The sequence below is a fragment of the Staphylococcus sp. GDY8P119P genome, from assembly GCF_017892075.1.
GTDB classification, from domain to species: Bacteria; Bacillota; Bacilli; order Staphylococcales; family Staphylococcaceae; genus Staphylococcus; species Staphylococcus ureilyticus.
Genome location: NZ_JAESKJ010000006.1, coordinates 928,860 through 942,827, shown reverse-complemented (window position 1 = coordinate 942,827; position 13,968 = coordinate 928,860). Strand labels below are relative to the sequence as shown.

Annotated in this window: 19 protein-coding genes; 17 read left to right on the top strand and 2 right to left on the bottom strand. The window is 31.0% G+C overall.

The window, feature by feature from the left end:
- Positions 1-9 precede the first annotated feature (9 nt).
- Entirely contained in the window at positions 10-891 is an 882-nt protein-coding gene (locus KA830_RS08610; protein WP_064208952.1) for a 5'-3' exonuclease, read from the top strand.
- 281 nt (positions 892-1,172) lie between these two features.
- On the opposite strand, the gene KA830_RS08605 is transcribed toward KA830_RS08610, so the two are convergent.
- Complete coding sequence (locus KA830_RS08605) at positions 1,173-1,583, bottom strand: ribonuclease HI family protein (protein WP_046208253.1); 411 nt, start codon at positions 1,581-1,583, stop codon at positions 1,173-1,175.
- 170 nt (positions 1,584-1,753) lie between these two features.
- Here KA830_RS08605 and KA830_RS08600 point away from each other — a divergent pair, with 170 nt between their 5' ends.
- Entirely contained in the window at positions 1,754-2,299 is a 546-nt protein-coding gene (locus tag KA830_RS08600) for an RBBP9/YdeN family alpha/beta hydrolase (protein WP_225309918.1), read from the top strand.
- A gap of 92 nt (positions 2,300-2,391) precedes the next feature.
- On the opposite strand, the gene KA830_RS08595 is transcribed toward KA830_RS08600, so the two are convergent.
- Positions 2,392-3,096 (bottom strand): queuosine precursor transporter, encoded by a 705-nt coding sequence (locus KA830_RS08595; RefSeq protein ID WP_204180018.1) that lies wholly within the window; start codon positions 3,094-3,096, stop codon positions 2,392-2,394.
- A gap of 253 nt (positions 3,097-3,349) precedes the next feature.
- Between KA830_RS08595 and KA830_RS08590 the strand changes: the two genes are divergently transcribed.
- The 15 genes from KA830_RS08590 (at position 3,350) to KA830_RS08520 (ending at position 13,862) form a co-directional block, all read left to right on the top strand.
- Positions 3,350-3,544, top strand: a complete 195-nt coding sequence (locus tag KA830_RS08590; protein WP_046208256.1) for a zinc-finger domain-containing protein — start codon at positions 3,350-3,352, stop codon at positions 3,542-3,544.
- A gap of 16 nt (positions 3,545-3,560) precedes the next feature.
- Positions 3,561-3,818 (top strand): NifU N-terminal domain-containing protein, encoded by a 258-nt coding sequence (locus KA830_RS08585; RefSeq protein WP_046208257.1) that lies wholly within the window; start codon positions 3,561-3,563, stop codon positions 3,816-3,818.
- A gap of 19 nt (positions 3,819-3,837) precedes the next feature.
- Complete coding sequence (locus KA830_RS08580) at positions 3,838-4,956, top strand: conserved virulence factor C family protein (RefSeq protein WP_046208258.1); 1,119 nt, start codon at positions 3,838-3,840, stop codon at positions 4,954-4,956.
- Between the two features lie 35 nt (positions 4,957-4,991).
- The gene (gene brxA, locus KA830_RS08575) at positions 4,992-5,429 is read left to right on the top strand and encodes a bacilliredoxin BrxA (protein WP_046208259.1); all 438 of its coding nucleotides are present in this window, start codon (positions 4,992-4,994) and stop codon (positions 5,427-5,429) included.
- A 364-nt stretch (positions 5,430-5,793) separates the two neighbouring features.
- Positions 5,794-6,750: a thymidylate synthase gene (locus tag KA830_RS08570; RefSeq protein ID WP_046208260.1), complete on the top strand. Its 957-nt coding sequence runs from the start codon at positions 5,794-5,796 to the stop codon at positions 6,748-6,750.
- 78 nt (positions 6,751-6,828) lie between these two features.
- Positions 6,829-7,314 carry a dihydrofolate reductase gene (locus KA830_RS08565; RefSeq protein WP_046208261.1) on the top strand — a complete coding sequence of 162 codons (486 nt, stop codon included), beginning with the start codon at positions 6,829-6,831 and terminating at the stop codon, positions 7,312-7,314.
- Between the two features lie 9 nt (positions 7,315-7,323).
- Positions 7,324-8,163, top strand: coding sequence for a DegV family protein (locus KA830_RS08560; protein WP_046208262.1), 840 nt, complete (start codon positions 7,324-7,326; stop codon positions 8,161-8,163).
- A 129-nt stretch (positions 8,164-8,292) separates the two neighbouring features.
- Positions 8,293-8,820 carry a peptide-methionine (S)-S-oxide reductase MsrA gene (msrA, locus tag KA830_RS08555; RefSeq protein WP_046208263.1) on the top strand — a complete coding sequence of 176 codons (528 nt, stop codon included), beginning with the start codon at positions 8,293-8,295 and terminating at the stop codon, positions 8,818-8,820.
- Complete coding sequence (gene msrB / locus KA830_RS08550) at positions 8,813-9,241, top strand: peptide-methionine (R)-S-oxide reductase MsrB (RefSeq protein WP_046208264.1); 429 nt, start codon at positions 8,813-8,815, stop codon at positions 9,239-9,241. The genes msrA and msrB overlap by 8 nt, the downstream gene beginning before the upstream one ends.
- A gap of 14 nt (positions 9,242-9,255) precedes the next feature.
- Complete coding sequence (locus KA830_RS08545; protein ID WP_046208265.1) at positions 9,256-9,759, top strand: PTS sugar transporter subunit IIA; 504 nt, start codon at positions 9,256-9,258, stop codon at positions 9,757-9,759.
- Positions 9,759-9,980 (top strand): YozE family protein, encoded by a 222-nt coding sequence (locus tag KA830_RS08540; protein ID WP_046208266.1) that lies wholly within the window; start codon positions 9,759-9,761, stop codon positions 9,978-9,980. The genes KA830_RS08545 and KA830_RS08540 overlap by 1 nt, the downstream gene beginning before the upstream one ends.
- Positions 9,981-10,138: 158 nt before the next feature.
- Positions 10,139-11,620 (top strand): S41 family peptidase, encoded by a 1,482-nt coding sequence (locus tag KA830_RS08535; protein ID WP_075100072.1) that lies wholly within the window; start codon positions 10,139-10,141, stop codon positions 11,618-11,620.
- 15 nt (positions 11,621-11,635) lie between these two features.
- Positions 11,636-12,145: a GNAT family N-acetyltransferase gene (locus tag KA830_RS08530; protein WP_064208958.1), complete on the top strand. Its 510-nt coding sequence runs from the start codon at positions 11,636-11,638 to the stop codon at positions 12,143-12,145.
- A 10-nt stretch (positions 12,146-12,155) separates the two neighbouring features.
- The gene (locus KA830_RS08525; protein ID WP_046208269.1) at positions 12,156-13,229 is read left to right on the top strand and encodes an undecaprenyldiphospho-muramoylpentapeptide beta-N-acetylglucosaminyltransferase; all 1,074 of its coding nucleotides are present in this window, start codon (positions 12,156-12,158) and stop codon (positions 13,227-13,229) included.
- A gap of 18 nt (positions 13,230-13,247) precedes the next feature.
- Positions 13,248-13,862: a phosphatase PAP2 family protein gene (locus KA830_RS08520; RefSeq protein WP_046208270.1), complete on the top strand. Its 615-nt coding sequence runs from the start codon at positions 13,248-13,250 to the stop codon at positions 13,860-13,862.
- Positions 13,863-13,968 lie beyond the last annotated feature (106 nt).

Below are 13,968 nucleotides of genomic sequence, written 5' to 3'. Positions count from 1 at the left end.
GTACTTACGATGTCCAAAAAGATATTATTAATAGACGGTATGGCTCTACTGTTTCGTCATTTTTACGCAACTAGCCTACACAAACAATTCATGAGAAATTCATCAGGTATTCCTACAAACGGTGTTCAAGGGTTTGTTCGTCATGTATTTACTGCGATAAACGAAATACAACCTTCACATGTGGCTGTGTGTTGGGATATGGGTAAATCTACATTTCGAAATGAAATGTTTGACGGATATAAACAAAATCGACCCGCACCACCAGAAGAATTGATACCACAATTTGATTATGTTAAAGAAATATCAAACCAATTTGGATTTGTAAATATTGGTGTCCAAAATTATGAAGCAGATGATGTAATAGGCACTTTGGCACATCAATATTCACAACAAAATCAAATTTTTGTAATCACTGGTGACAAAGATATTCTACAATGTATTAATCCTAATGTTGAAATTTGGTTAACTAAAAAAGGATTTAACTTATACAACCGCTATACATTAGACAGATTTCAAAATGAATATGGATTAAATCCGCTACAATTAATAGATGTTAAAGCATTTATGGGAGATAGTGCTGATGGTTATCCTGGTGTTAAAGGGATTGGTGAAAAAACTGCTATAAAACTTATTCAAAATCATGGTTCTGTTGAAGCAGTGATTGACGCTTTAAACGAATTGACACCTGGTCAAAGACATAAAATAGAAGATAATTTATACAATTTGAAACTTTCTAAATCACTAGCTAAAATTCATACAGAAGTACCTATTAATACTTCTGATTTATTAAACGACATGAAGTTTGGGACGGAATTAGCTGAAATACTAAATATTTGTAAAGAACATGAACTCTATGTATCAGGAAAATACTTAGCTACACATTTTAGTTAAATAAAAAATAAAGGGCTCATACGTATTCAAATAAATACGTACGAGTCCTTTATAATTATTGTCTAATCCTTTTCATCGTACATGTTTAACGAGATAAAAATGATATCCTTCTATCCTGTAGTCACACTCATATATTTTAAAATAAAGGTTTAAATTCAAAAAATGTGTTTAGAATCATCTATTAAAAGTTTCTCACTATAGAAAGGGACTATTTCTGATTTTCGTCATAATAAGTTTTCAAATATCCTACTGACTTTGAATTGTTAAGATACTGTTTTGATTTAACGCTTTTTTGCTCTTGTTTTAGTAATTTTATATAAGGCATTTTTGGCATGATGATTTGCTTCTTTATTTTGATTCCTTGGAACCCATTTAACAAACAATAAATCAAAATATGACTCTAATGATTTTATTTTGAGCAAGTAATTTATAAACTGCTTATTTTTTACTTGTCCTTTGTTCATACTATCTTCTATTAATTTCGAATCAGTGTATACGAGTGCTGTAGTAATCCCGTGGTGTTTTGCACATTCCAATGCAAATACGAAAGCTGCCCATTCTGCACTATGATTGTCTAAGATTCCTAAATCACAGTCATAATGCAATCGTTCTTGCTCAGTAATGATAACGATAGAACATGCGCTTTGACCAGGATTGCCTGCTGTAGCAGCATCAAAATATATTTTCGCCATAAATTCACCTTCAAATTTAATAAGTTAATTTTATATTATCAAAAGAACATAAATAAGTATAATCATGTAGATGCATTTTTCTTGGAAAAATACATCAATATAACGTAAGCTATTACCGTCGTTAAAAAAGCACAACATTAATTTAATAAAGGATGATCTAATTGAAAAATATGTTTATTATACATGGCTATCAAGCTAGTACAAAAAGCCATTGGTTTCAATGGTTAGCCTCACAAATAGAGGCATATGGTTATAATGTTGAAATTATACACTTACCAAATTCTGATCATCCTGAACTTGATTCATGGTGTCAAGCAATAGATGATATTATTCAAAGTAAATTGAATTCAGAAACTATTATCGTTGCACATAGTTTGGGAGTCATATCAATATTACATTATTTAACTTCTGTTAAGCCTCATTCAAAAATAAAAGGCCTTTTTCTAGTTTCAGGTTTTAACGAAAAGTTATCGAACATACCCGAATTAAATCAATATATAGATAACACACGTATAAAACTCGATAAATTATGCGCGCAACACATTATTACAATTGGTGCTTTAAATGATCCAGTAGTGAATATAGACGCGACAGATAGATTATCAAAACAATTAAATGTCAATACACATTATATAAATCATAACGGCCACTTTTTAGAAACTGAAGGGTATCACACATTCAAGTTCTTAAAAGAAAAGATAATTGAAATATTATAATTATATTAAATCACCAGAAATAAATAAGCCCGTAAATGAACTTATCTGTTAATCATTTACGGGCTTTTCCTCAGTTATATTAAAACATGTCATTAATAACCTTCATCTAATTTTTGTATTTTGCCTTTTCGGTACATTGATTTTGCCCAATAACCAAAAGGAACATTAAAGATAGTAGAAACAATTTTTAATAAATATGTTGTAATAAAGATTTCAAATACCGCTTTATTTGGCATTGCACCTAAAAAAGCAATGATGACAAATAACGCAGTATCCACGATATTACTTAAAATAGTACTACCATAAGCTCTTATAATAAATGTTCTATCTGAACTAAACACTTTTTTGATTAATGAGAAAAGTAAAACATCTAAATGTTGTCCAATAATGTATGCTATAACCGAACCTAAAGCAATCCTTGGAACAATATTAAAAATAGATTCTAATGCTTTTTGTGTATTGTCTACCGGCGAAGGCGTGAAATGAAGCGAAAATTGCATCACGATAATCATCACCAATGTCGAACAAAAACCTAACCAAACTGCACGTTTAGCTATTTTGCGTCCGTAAATATCATTTAAAATATCAGTTGCTAAATAGATAGATGCAAACATAACATTTCCCAGGGTTGCTGAAATAGTAAAAATATCGATTGTTTTAATAACTTGGATATTAGCTATAATGGTGCCAATAGCAATCCATGCAATCAAACCATGTTTACCAAACAAACGATACATAGTAACTAATAATATGAATGTTACTAAAAAAGTAATAACGCCAAATATTTCATTAAACAATTTTATTCCTCCTAAATTTTGATAATGCGGGTGTTTAGAAACCGCAAAATAAACAACTACATTATTTTACTAGAAAATATTAAAAAAGCAAGTTCAAACTTCAACTGATTTTTTAAATATTTATACTAATGTTATATTTCATATTAATGATTAAACAATCGTTGTTACAAATGATATAATATCAACAAGTCTCAAATCTTATAATAAATTAACTAGTTGGGTACTTATAATTCATTTTTAGAAGTACAGGAGCGTGAAACGTATTCTAACCTATTCTGAAAAAGAGGCAATTGATGCCATAGACCAATTAATGAACACATATTGTAAAGCGTGTTTATTGAAACGTCATATAAAAAAGACAAACGGCAAAACACAAGCACATCATTTTTGTATTAATGAATGTTCTGTCGGAAAACAAATTAAGCAAATTGGCAATGAATTACAATAAAAAGGAGCATACGATTATGGAAATAATAAATATAGCTACGACACCAAATCCAAATACGATGAAAATTGATTTAAACATAGATAGTGGGGATAACAAACCTAACACATATACAAAAGTTAAAGAGGGACAACCTGACTTCATCAATGCAGTACTAGATGTAGAAGGTGTTAAATCTATATTTCAAGCAATGAATTTTATTTCTGTAGATAAAAATTCAGAAGTAGATTGGGATACACTTTTACCAAACATCACAAAAGCTCTAGAAGAAATATAAACATAAGGAGGGTGCCTTAATGGAAATAGTACGTGTTGAACCTACACCAAGTCCAAATACAATGAAAATTGTACTAAGTGAAAAAAGAGAAGATAACCAGTCTAATACTTATTCATCAGTCGCAGAAGGGCAACCTGATTTTATCAATGATGTTTTAGCAATTGATGGTGTTAAATCTATATTTCATGTAATGGATTTTTTGGCTGTAGATAAAAAACCAAAATTTGATTGGGAAGATGTTTTACCAAAAGTAACAGCAACACTCAATGATGAACAAGAAATAACTTCCGAAGCACAACCAGATGAACATTTTGGTGAAGTAAAAGCAGAGGTTTTGACATTCAAAGGTATTCCTTATCAAATTAAACTAACGACAAGTTCAGAAGAACAACGTAAACAATTACCTGAAATATATGTTGATAGCATGTTAGCTGCACAGAAAGATGATGATAATGTTGTGTTCCAACGTAAATGGGAAGATTTTGGAATACGCTATGGCGAACTCTCAGAGGTAATGGAAGACGTCGTTGAAGAAATAACGGCAATCTATCCTAAAGATCAATTGCAAAAACGAGTTGAAGAAGCTTTAGCATCCAACGTTACAATTCCTGAAACTAAATACCGACATGTAACATTGGAAGCATATCAAGCAACTGAAAGTTGGAAAGAACGATTAAGAATGCTAAAATCATTCCCAACACCTACAATTGAAGATTTACCGTTGCTCGGTGAGGTCGTGAGTGATGAACAGAAAACACCATTAAGACGTGAAGCAATTATACTCCTTGGAATGATTGAAGATGAAATCGTACTCCCATACCTCTATAAAGGCTTAAACGATAAAAGCCCTGCAGTAAGAAGAACTGCTGGTGATTGTTTAAGCGATTTAGGTTTCAAACAAGCATTACCAGAAATGGAAAAAGCATTAGACGATCCACATAAAATAGTCAGATGGAGAGCAGCAATGTTTATTTTTGATGAAGGTGGGCCAGAGCAGTTAAATTCACTTCGTGAACATGCTGACGATTCAGCCTATGAAGTGAAGCTGCAAATCGAAATGGCTATAACAAGAATTGAAAATGGCGATGAGGCATTAGGTTCCGTTTGGAAGCAAATTGCAAATCGAAATAATAGCTAAAGAAACTATCATTAAATGAAATAGGAGTGTTATAAATGAATGCTTATGAAGCATATATGAATGAACTCGCAACACAAATGCGCAGCGAACTCACAAATCACGACTTTAACAGTTTAGAAACTGCTGTTGATGTTGATAACTTTATGAATAATGTATCTGAAGATGAAACAACTTTTGTTGTGATTAATTCAACTTGTGGTTGTGCTGCTGGATTGGCAAGACCTGCTGCAGTTACTGTTGCAGAACAAAATGAAAAAAAACCAACAAATAAAGTGACTGTTTTTGCCGGTCAAGATAAAGAAGCAACCGAAGAAATGCGCGCTTTTATTCAACAAGTACCGTCCAGTCCATCGTATGCATTGTTTAAAGGAAAAGAATTAAAACATTTTATGCCAAGAGAACATATAGAAGGTAGAGATATACAAGATATTTGTATGGATATTAAAGACATATTTGATGATTATTGTGATTAATCAATAAGACCAAGGCTGAGATATAAATAAGTGTCTCAGCCTTAAATTGCTTTAATAACAAGTACAACATCCTTAATACTTATCATGCATTAATTTAATGAGCATATTTTTACTGTTTTTTGAGTAGTTTCTAGGTCATCCTTTTATTGATTATAACTATTTAAAAAGTTTATAATACTTCTAATTATTTATCATAATCATTAGAACAACCAGCCAATATTATTAAGGCATAAACTGAATACATATTTTATTCTCAAATTCCACTCATATTTTCACTTTACTAGTGGTTATTTCTTTAAATTATTGGTATTTTAAAATATGATTAACTATAAATAACTTTACTGTTGAAAGGAGTGTGTTCGTCATGCTAAATACATTTGATCAATCCTATCATGATCTTTGTAACGAAATATTAGAAATAGGAAAGCAAAAAGAAGACCGTACAAATACAGGTACTATTTCAAAATTCGGACATCAATTAAGGTTTGATTTGTCAAAAGGATTCCCATTGCTAACTACCAAAAAAGTATCATTTAAATTGATTGCAACTGAATTACTATGGTTTATCAAAGGCGATACAAATATTAAATATTTACTCCAATATAATAATAATATATGGAATGAATGGGCGTTTGAAAATTATATTAACTCAGTTGATTATAAAGGTCCAGACATGACAAACTTTGGTCATAGAGCCCAAACCGATGAGGCATTTAATAAAAAATATAAAGCGGAAATGCGTAAATTTAAAGAGCTAATTTTAAATGATGCGTCTTTTGCTAAAAAATATGGTGATTTAGGAAATGTTTATGGCAAACAATGGCGTGATTGGGAAGATAAAAATGGCAATCATTTTGATCAGTTAAAAACTGTTATCGAACAAATTAAACATCATCCGAATTCAAGACGCCATATTGTCTCAGCTTGGAATCCAACTGAAATCGATACTATGGCATTACCACCTTGTCACACAATGTTTCAGTTTTATGTCCAAGATGGGAAATTAAGTTGCCAATTATACCAAAGAAGTGCAGATATCTTTTTAGGTGTACCATTTAACATTGCTAGTTACAGTTTGCTGACACATTTAATTGCTAAAGAATGTGGTTTAGAGGTGGGTGAATTTATACACACATTCGGCGATGCTCATATTTATACAAATCATATGGAAGCTATTGAAACACAGTTGTCTCGTACAAGCTATGCGCCACCACAACTTAAAATAAATTCAGATAACTCTATTTTCGACATTAACTATGAAGATTTAGAAATAGTAAATTATGAATCACATCCAGCAATTAAAGCACCAATAGCTGTATAAAATTTTAAAAAATGATTAGTATTAATAATGATTTAATATATTTACTGATAATATTATATTACTATTAGGAGGGAAATTATGACACTTTCTATACTTGTTGCTCACGATCAGCAACGTGTTATTGGGGTAAATAATCAACTACCATGGCATTTACCAAATGATTTAAAGCATGTAAAAAAACTATCCACTGGCAATACACTTGTTATGGGCCGTGCAACATTTGATTCTATAGGAAAGCCGCTTCCTAATAGAAAAAACGTAGTATTAACAAGAAATAAATCATTCGCACATGACGGTGTAGATGTTATCCATTCAATTGACGAAATATATAATTTGCCAGGCCATGTGTTCATTTTTGGTGGACAAACATTATTTGAAGAAATGATTGATAAAGTCGATGATATGTATATTACAGTAATTGAAGATAAATATAATGGAGATACATTCTTTCCACCTTATACATTTGAAGAATGGGAAGTAGAATCTTCTATTCCGGGAACATTAGATGAAAAAAATACGATTCCACATACATTTCTACATTTAGTTCGTAAAGATACAACATAGGAGGAAAGAATAATGAAAATGAAAATTGTAACTGATTCAACATCAGATTTATCTCATGCTTATTTAAAAGATAATGATATACATGTCATCCCACTTAATTTAACTATTGATGGTAAGTCGTATGTAGATCAAGTCGACATTTCCTCTGAAGCATATATAAAAAAATTAGAAGAAAATGCTGATGTAAAAACGAGTCAACCAGCTATCGGTAATTTTATTGAGTTATATGATGAATTAGGCAAAGATGGTTCTGAAATCATTAGTATCCACATGACATCAGGGCTTAGCGGTACTTATCAAACCGCACTTCAAGCAAGTCAAATGACAGATAGTACGGTAACTGTCATAGATTCAAAATCTATTTCATTTGGATTAGGATATCAAGTCCAACATGTTGTAGATTGGAATAACCAAGGTTTTTCATCAGAAGAAATTGTTTCAAAAATAACTGACTTACAAAGTAATATAAAATTATATGTTGTTATTGGCCAATTAAATCAATTAATCAAAGGTGGTAGAATCAGTAAAACGAAAGGATTAATTGGTAATATGATGAAAATTAAGCCAATTGGGACGCTTGACGATGGTAAAATTGAACTCATTCATAATTCTCGTACTCAAAATGGTAGTATTCAATTTCTAAAAAAAGAAATCAGTACGTTTTTAGGAGATAAAAAAATTAAATCTATCGGTATCGCACACGCTAATATTTTAGAATTTGTGGATAAAATTAAAAAGCATTTTACCGAAGAATTTAATATCACTGAATATGATACAAATGTTACAACACCTATAATATCAACACACACTGGAGAAGGCGCAATAGGTCTAGTTGTTTTAAAATCATAAACTAATTTATAATAAATTAAGGTTCGTTTTAATTATTCTTTCATTTGTTAAATTTTCAAAACAATTTAATAGCTTATCACTGAAAATAATGATAACTTAATGACAAGATAATAAAAAAGGAGGTATACCATGGCATATGCGACATTAGCTGGGGGTTGTTTCTGGTGTTTGGTAAAACCGTTCACCTCTTATCCGGGCATTGAAAATGTTGTTTCTGGCTATAGTGGTGGACATGTTGAAAACCCTTCTTATGAAGATGTTAGTCATGGACAAACCGGCCATGTAGAAGCAGTACAAATCACATATAACTCTGAAATTACTTCCTTCGAGAACATTTTAGATGTTTATTTTAAAACATTTGATCCAACTGATAATGGCGGTCAATTTTTTGATAGAGGCGAACATTATCAACCAGCTATTTTTTATCATAATGAAGCACAAAAAAAAGCTGCAGAAGCAAAAATTCAAGAGTTAAATGAGCAGGCAATATTTAATAAACCCGTAATTACACCCATAAAACCATACAAAAACTTTTATCCTGCTGAATCCTATCATCAAGATTACTATAAAAAGAATCCATTGCATTATGAGCAATATCAACGTGGTTCTGGCAGAAAAAGTTTTATAGAAAAACATTGGGGGAAACAATATGATTAAGAAAAATAAAAATGATTTAACAGAAATGGAATACTTGGTAACTCAAGAAGATGGAACAGAGCCTCCTTTCCAAAATGAATATTGGAATCATTTTGAAAAAGGGGTTTATGTTGATAAAATTTCTGGTAAACCTTTATTTACCTCAGAAGAAAAATTTGAATCAGACTGTGGTTGGCCTAGTTTCTCAAAAGCTTTAGATGATGATGAAATCATAGAGCTCGTTGACAAAACATTTGGTATGGTGCGCACAGAAGTACGCTCTGAAGATGCGAACAGCCATTTAGGACATGTTTTCAATGATGGTCCAACTGAAAGTGGCGGTTTAAGATATTGTATTAACTCAGCTGCCGTGCAATTTATACCATTTGAAAAACTGGAAGAATTAGGTTACGGAGATTTAATACCACATTTTGAAAAATAAGGAGCGAACAAGACATGTTTAAAAAATTATTTGGTAAAGGTAAAGAAGTCGACAAAGAAACGAGTGTATATGCACCTATTACTGGAGAATATGTGAAAATAGAAGATATCCCAGATCCAGTATTTGCGCAAAAAATGATGGGAGAAGGATTTGGAGTAAATCCAACTGATGGTGAAGTTGTTTCTCCAATCAATGGTAAAGTAGATAATATCTTCCCAACAAAACATGCAATTGGTTTACAAGCTGATAATGAACTTGAACTACTTGTTCATATTGGTTTAGATACAGTACAACTTGACGGAGAAGGTTTCGAAGTATTAGTCGAAAGTGGCGATACTGTTAGTGTGGGAGACCCATTATTACGTTTTGATTTAGATTATATAAAAGAAAATGCTAAATCAGTTATTTCTCCAATAATTGTTACAAACTCAGATAACACGTCATCTGTGGCAATTGCCGACGATATAACATCAGTAACTAAAGGTGAAACTAAAATTATTGATGTGACAATGAACTAATGAAAGATCATTCATTTTATCAATTTGCATTAACAGCACGTGGTCGAAAAGACGAAAAAGGCGAATTAGCTGAAGAAATTTTTGATGATTTGTCTTTTCCACGACAGGAAAAAGATTTTCATGCTCTATCAGATTACATTGAAATGCAAGGAAGTTATACCGTTTCAATGTCTGTTTTTGATAGTTTATATGATGAATATACTGAATGGTTAAAATTTTAGTCTTAGTTTATATTTGAGAGAATATAGTAAAGTATATTAAAATAATAAAGTATCATAGAGAGCTGGGATTAATCTTTAATGATTCAATCCCAGCTACTTTTATTTTCAAATCAATAAAATTTCGATTTGAATTATACATATATTTAGGAAGTGATAAAATGTCGGAAAGATCAGACATGCAAAATGAAAACCACGAAGAAACTAAAAATAACGATGCTAATAACAAATATTCCACTAAAAATATGAGCTTTAAACGTAAAAATTTCATTTTAACAATCATAAGTATTGTGCTTATAACAGCAGTTTTAACAGTTTTTGCAACCATAGCAGTCATGAACTGGACAAGTGGGTTAGATGGAAAACAAAGAACAGAAATGAAAAAGGTTGAAGATGTCTATAGTATTTTAAATAAGGAATATTATAAAAATACAGATTCAGAAAAAATATCGGAATCTGCAATTAAGGGAATGGTAAAAGATTTAGATGATCCATATTCGGAATATATGACTAAAAAAGAATCTAAATCGTTTAACGAGGATGTCTCAGGTGATTTTGTGGGTATTGGTGCAGAAATGCAAAAAAAGGGAGATAAAATTCAAATTACAAGCCCTATGAAAAACTCTCCTGCAGAAAAAGCTGGCATTCAACCTAAAGATGTAGTGACTAAGGTGAATGGTAAATCTATTAAAGGTCAACCACTTGAAGCTATAGTCAAAAAAGTGCGTGGAAAACAAGGTTCAAAAGTTACATTAACAATTGAAAGAGCGAACCAAGAACACGACATCACTATTAAAAGGGATAAAATACATGTTAAAAGTGTTGAATATGAAAAACATGGAAATACTGGTGTGTTTACAATAAATAAATTTCAAAGTAGTACTTCTGGTGAATTAAAATCTTTAATTATTAAAGCTCATAAAGATGGAATTAGAAAAATTGTTCTCGATTTACGTAATAATCCCGGTGGATTGCTTGATGAAGCTGTGAAAATGGTAAATATTTTCGTGGATAAAGGAAAAACCGCAGTTCAACTTGAAAAAGGCGATCAAAAAGAACAAATAAAAACATCAAACGATGCAAGCAAAGAAGCTAAGGATATGGATGTTTCAATTTTAGTGAATAAAGGTTCGGCCAGTGCGTCAGAAGTATTCACTGGTGCTATGATGGATTATAATAAAGCTAAAATTTACGGTTCAAAAACTTTTGGTAAAGGCATAGTACAAACCACACATGAATTTGATGATGGTTCACTATTAAAATTTACGAATATGAAATGGTTGACTCCAAAATCTCGTTATATTCATGGGAAAGGCATTAAACCTGATACAAAAATTAATGAACCTGAATATCAATCTTTAAGCGTCATACCTAATACACAGACATACCAGTTGGGTGATGAAGACAAACATGTTAAAACAATTAAAGTGGGTCTATCTGCATTAAACTATCAGTCTAATAATAAATCTAAACGCTTTGATAAGGAATTAGAAGATGCTATTAAATCATTCCAAAAAGATAATAATTTAACAGTTAATGGAAAATTCAACAAACAAACCAATGATAAATTCACACAAGCTTTAGTTAATAAAGCAAATAAAGAAGATACTGTATTACAAACCCTATTAAACAAATTAAAATAAAGAGGTGAACCTCGCATGATAAGATTAGGTACCGTAGAAGATTTACCAACTATTTTAACGATTGTAGAAGAAGCAAAGTCAATAATGCAACAAGAAAACAACAACCAATGGGATGAACAATATCCATTAAAATCACATTTCAAAGAAGATATTAGTAAAGATTCATTGTTTGTTTTAGAAGAAAAAGATACAATTTTTGCCTTTATAGTTGTCGACCAGCAACAATCTGAGTGGTATGATGAACTGGCATGGCCAATTGATAGAAAAAATGCATACGTTATTCATAGATTGGCAGCCTCATCAGAATATAAAGGTGCTGCTACAAAATTATTTGATTTTGCTGTTAACCTTGCTTTACGAGATAATGTACATGTAATGTTAACTGACACTTTTGCATTGAATAAACGTGCTCAAGGATTATTCCAAAAATTTGGCTTTATCAAATTAGGTGAAGTAAATATTGATTATCCTCCTTTCGATAAAGGAGAACCATTCTATGCCTATTATAAAAAATTAGAAGAATAGAGGTAATAATATGACAAAAATCGCATTTACTGGTGGCGGTACTGTTGGACATGTTTCTGTTAATCTAAGTTTGATTCCAACAGCTTTAGAAGAAGGACATGAAGCATTTTATATCGGCTCCAAAAATGGTATGGAACGAGAAATGATTGAATCCCAATTACCAGAAATCCCATATCATAAAATTTCAAGCGGTAAATTAAGACGATACATCTCTTTTGAAAATATTAAAGATATTTTTAAAGTATTAAAAGGTATCTTCGATTCAAGACGCATATTAAAAAAAGAAAAACCTGACCTATTATTCTCAAAAGGTGGTTTTGTATCTGTGCCTGTAGTTATCGCTGCTAAATCCCTAAAAATTCCAACTATTATACATGAATCTGATTTAACACCCGGACTAGCAAATAAAATTGCTTTAAAGTTTGCTAAAAAGATTTATACAACCTTTGAAGATACATTACAATACCTGCCGAGTGAAAAAGCGGATTTTGTAGGTGCTACAGTGCGGGAAGATTTAAAAAGTGGTGATAAAAATAGAGGCTATCAATTAACAGAATTTAAAGATAATAAAAAGGTTTTATTAATCATGGGTGGTAGCCTTGGAAGTAAAAAGTTAAATGATATTATTAGAGATAATTTAGACGCATTATTAAATAATTATCAAGTGATTCATTTAACTGGTAAAGGATTGCTGGATCAATCCTTGACAAATAAAGAAGGATACGTTCAGTTTGAATTTGTTAAAGACGATTTAACTGATTTATTAGCGATAACAGACACAGTTATTAGTCGTGCTGGCTCAAACGCTATATATGAATTCTTGGCATTAAGAATTCCAATGCTCTTAATTCCATTAGGCCTTGACCAATCTAGAGGAGATCAAATTGACAATGCGAAAAATTTTGAATCTAAAGGTTTTGGAAGAACAATTCCTGAAGACACTTTAACCGAGGATAAACTCATCGATCAGTTAAAAGATATCGAAACTCACCGTGAATCTATTATAACTCAGATGCAAACATACAAAGAAAGTTTTACACGCCAAGATTTATTTCATAAAATTATTAAAGATGCAAATAACTAATAATAGGGAGGATACGCAATGAGTCGTTGGAAAAGAATAAGTCTACTCATTATTTTTACATTAATTTTTGGCATTATTGCATCCTTCCATGAATCAAGATTAGGGAAATGGATAGACAATGAAGTTTATGAATTCATATATTCTTCTGAAAGTTTTATAACTACTACATTTTTCTTAGGAGTAACTAAAATCGGGGAAGTATGGGCAATGGTTTGTTTATCATTATTACTTATCGCCTATTTAATGCTTAAAAAATTAAATATAGAGGCACTTTTCTTTGCAATAGCAATGAGTTTATCAAGTACTTTAAACCCATTATTAAAAAACGTATTTGACAGAGAACGACCTACACTATTACGTCTCATAGATATCTCTGGTTTTAGTTTTCCAAGTGGACACGCAATGGGGTCAGCCGCTTTCTTTGGCAGTACCATTTACATTGCTAATCGTGTCTTGAAAGGTAAAACAAAAGGAATTATGATAGGTCTTTCAGCACTATTTATTATTTTAATTTCATCATCAAGAGTATATCTTGGTGTTCATTATCCAACTGATATCATTGCCGGTATCATTGGTGGTGCTTTTTGTGTCGTATTATCAACACTAATATTAAGACACAAATTAAAAATTTAAATAATAACGAAATAGAATAAATGGCAATTTCTATATAAAATAGAAATTGCCATTTTTTAAATTCATCTGAGATACTTATATCTCAAACTTAATTTAATTGTGTCAA

What these genes read in the sequence shown, in the direction of transcription:
- msrA (WP_046208263.1), top strand. Translation starts at nt 8,293, where the DNA reads ATGGCATATGCGACATTAGCTGGGGGTTGTTTCTGGTGTTTGGTAAAA.
- KA830_RS08530 (WP_064208958.1), top strand. Translation starts at nt 11,636, where the DNA reads ATGATAAGATTAGGTACCGTAGAAGATTTACCAACTATTTTAACGATT.
- KA830_RS08600 (WP_225309918.1), top strand. Translation starts at nt 1,754, where the DNA reads ATGTTTATTATACATGGCTATCAAGCTAGTACAAAAAGCCATTGGTTT.
- msrB (WP_046208264.1), top strand. Translation starts at nt 8,813, where the DNA reads ATGATTAAGAAAAATAAAAATGATTTAACAGAAATGGAATACTTGGTA.
- KA830_RS08565 (WP_046208261.1), top strand. Translation starts at nt 6,829, where the DNA reads ATGACACTTTCTATACTTGTTGCTCACGATCAGCAACGTGTTATTGGG.
- KA830_RS08610 (WP_064208952.1), top strand. Translation starts at nt 10, where the DNA reads ATGTCCAAAAAGATATTATTAATAGACGGTATGGCTCTACTGTTTCGT.
- KA830_RS08585 (WP_046208257.1), top strand. Translation starts at nt 3,561, where the DNA reads ATGGAAATAATAAATATAGCTACGACACCAAATCCAAATACGATGAAA.
- KA830_RS08580 (WP_046208258.1), top strand. Translation starts at nt 3,838, where the DNA reads ATGGAAATAGTACGTGTTGAACCTACACCAAGTCCAAATACAATGAAA.
- KA830_RS08525 (WP_046208269.1), top strand. Translation starts at nt 12,156, where the DNA reads ATGACAAAAATCGCATTTACTGGTGGCGGTACTGTTGGACATGTTTCT.
- KA830_RS08570 (WP_046208260.1), top strand. Translation starts at nt 5,794, where the DNA reads ATGCTAAATACATTTGATCAATCCTATCATGATCTTTGTAACGAAATA.
- KA830_RS08535 (WP_075100072.1), top strand. Translation starts at nt 10,139, where the DNA reads ATGTCGGAAAGATCAGACATGCAAAATGAAAACCACGAAGAAACTAAA.
- KA830_RS08545 (WP_046208265.1), top strand. Translation starts at nt 9,256, where the DNA reads ATGTTTAAAAAATTATTTGGTAAAGGTAAAGAAGTCGACAAAGAAACG.
- KA830_RS08520 (WP_046208270.1), top strand. Translation starts at nt 13,248, where the DNA reads ATGAGTCGTTGGAAAAGAATAAGTCTACTCATTATTTTTACATTAATT.
- brxA (WP_046208259.1), top strand. Translation starts at nt 4,992, where the DNA reads ATGAATGCTTATGAAGCATATATGAATGAACTCGCAACACAAATGCGC.
- KA830_RS08605 (WP_046208253.1), bottom strand. Translation starts at nt 1,583, where the DNA reads ATGGCGAAAATATATTTTGATGCTGCTACAGCAGGCAATCCTGGTCAA.
- KA830_RS08540 (WP_046208266.1), top strand. Translation starts at nt 9,759, where the DNA reads ATGAAAGATCATTCATTTTATCAATTTGCATTAACAGCACGTGGTCGA.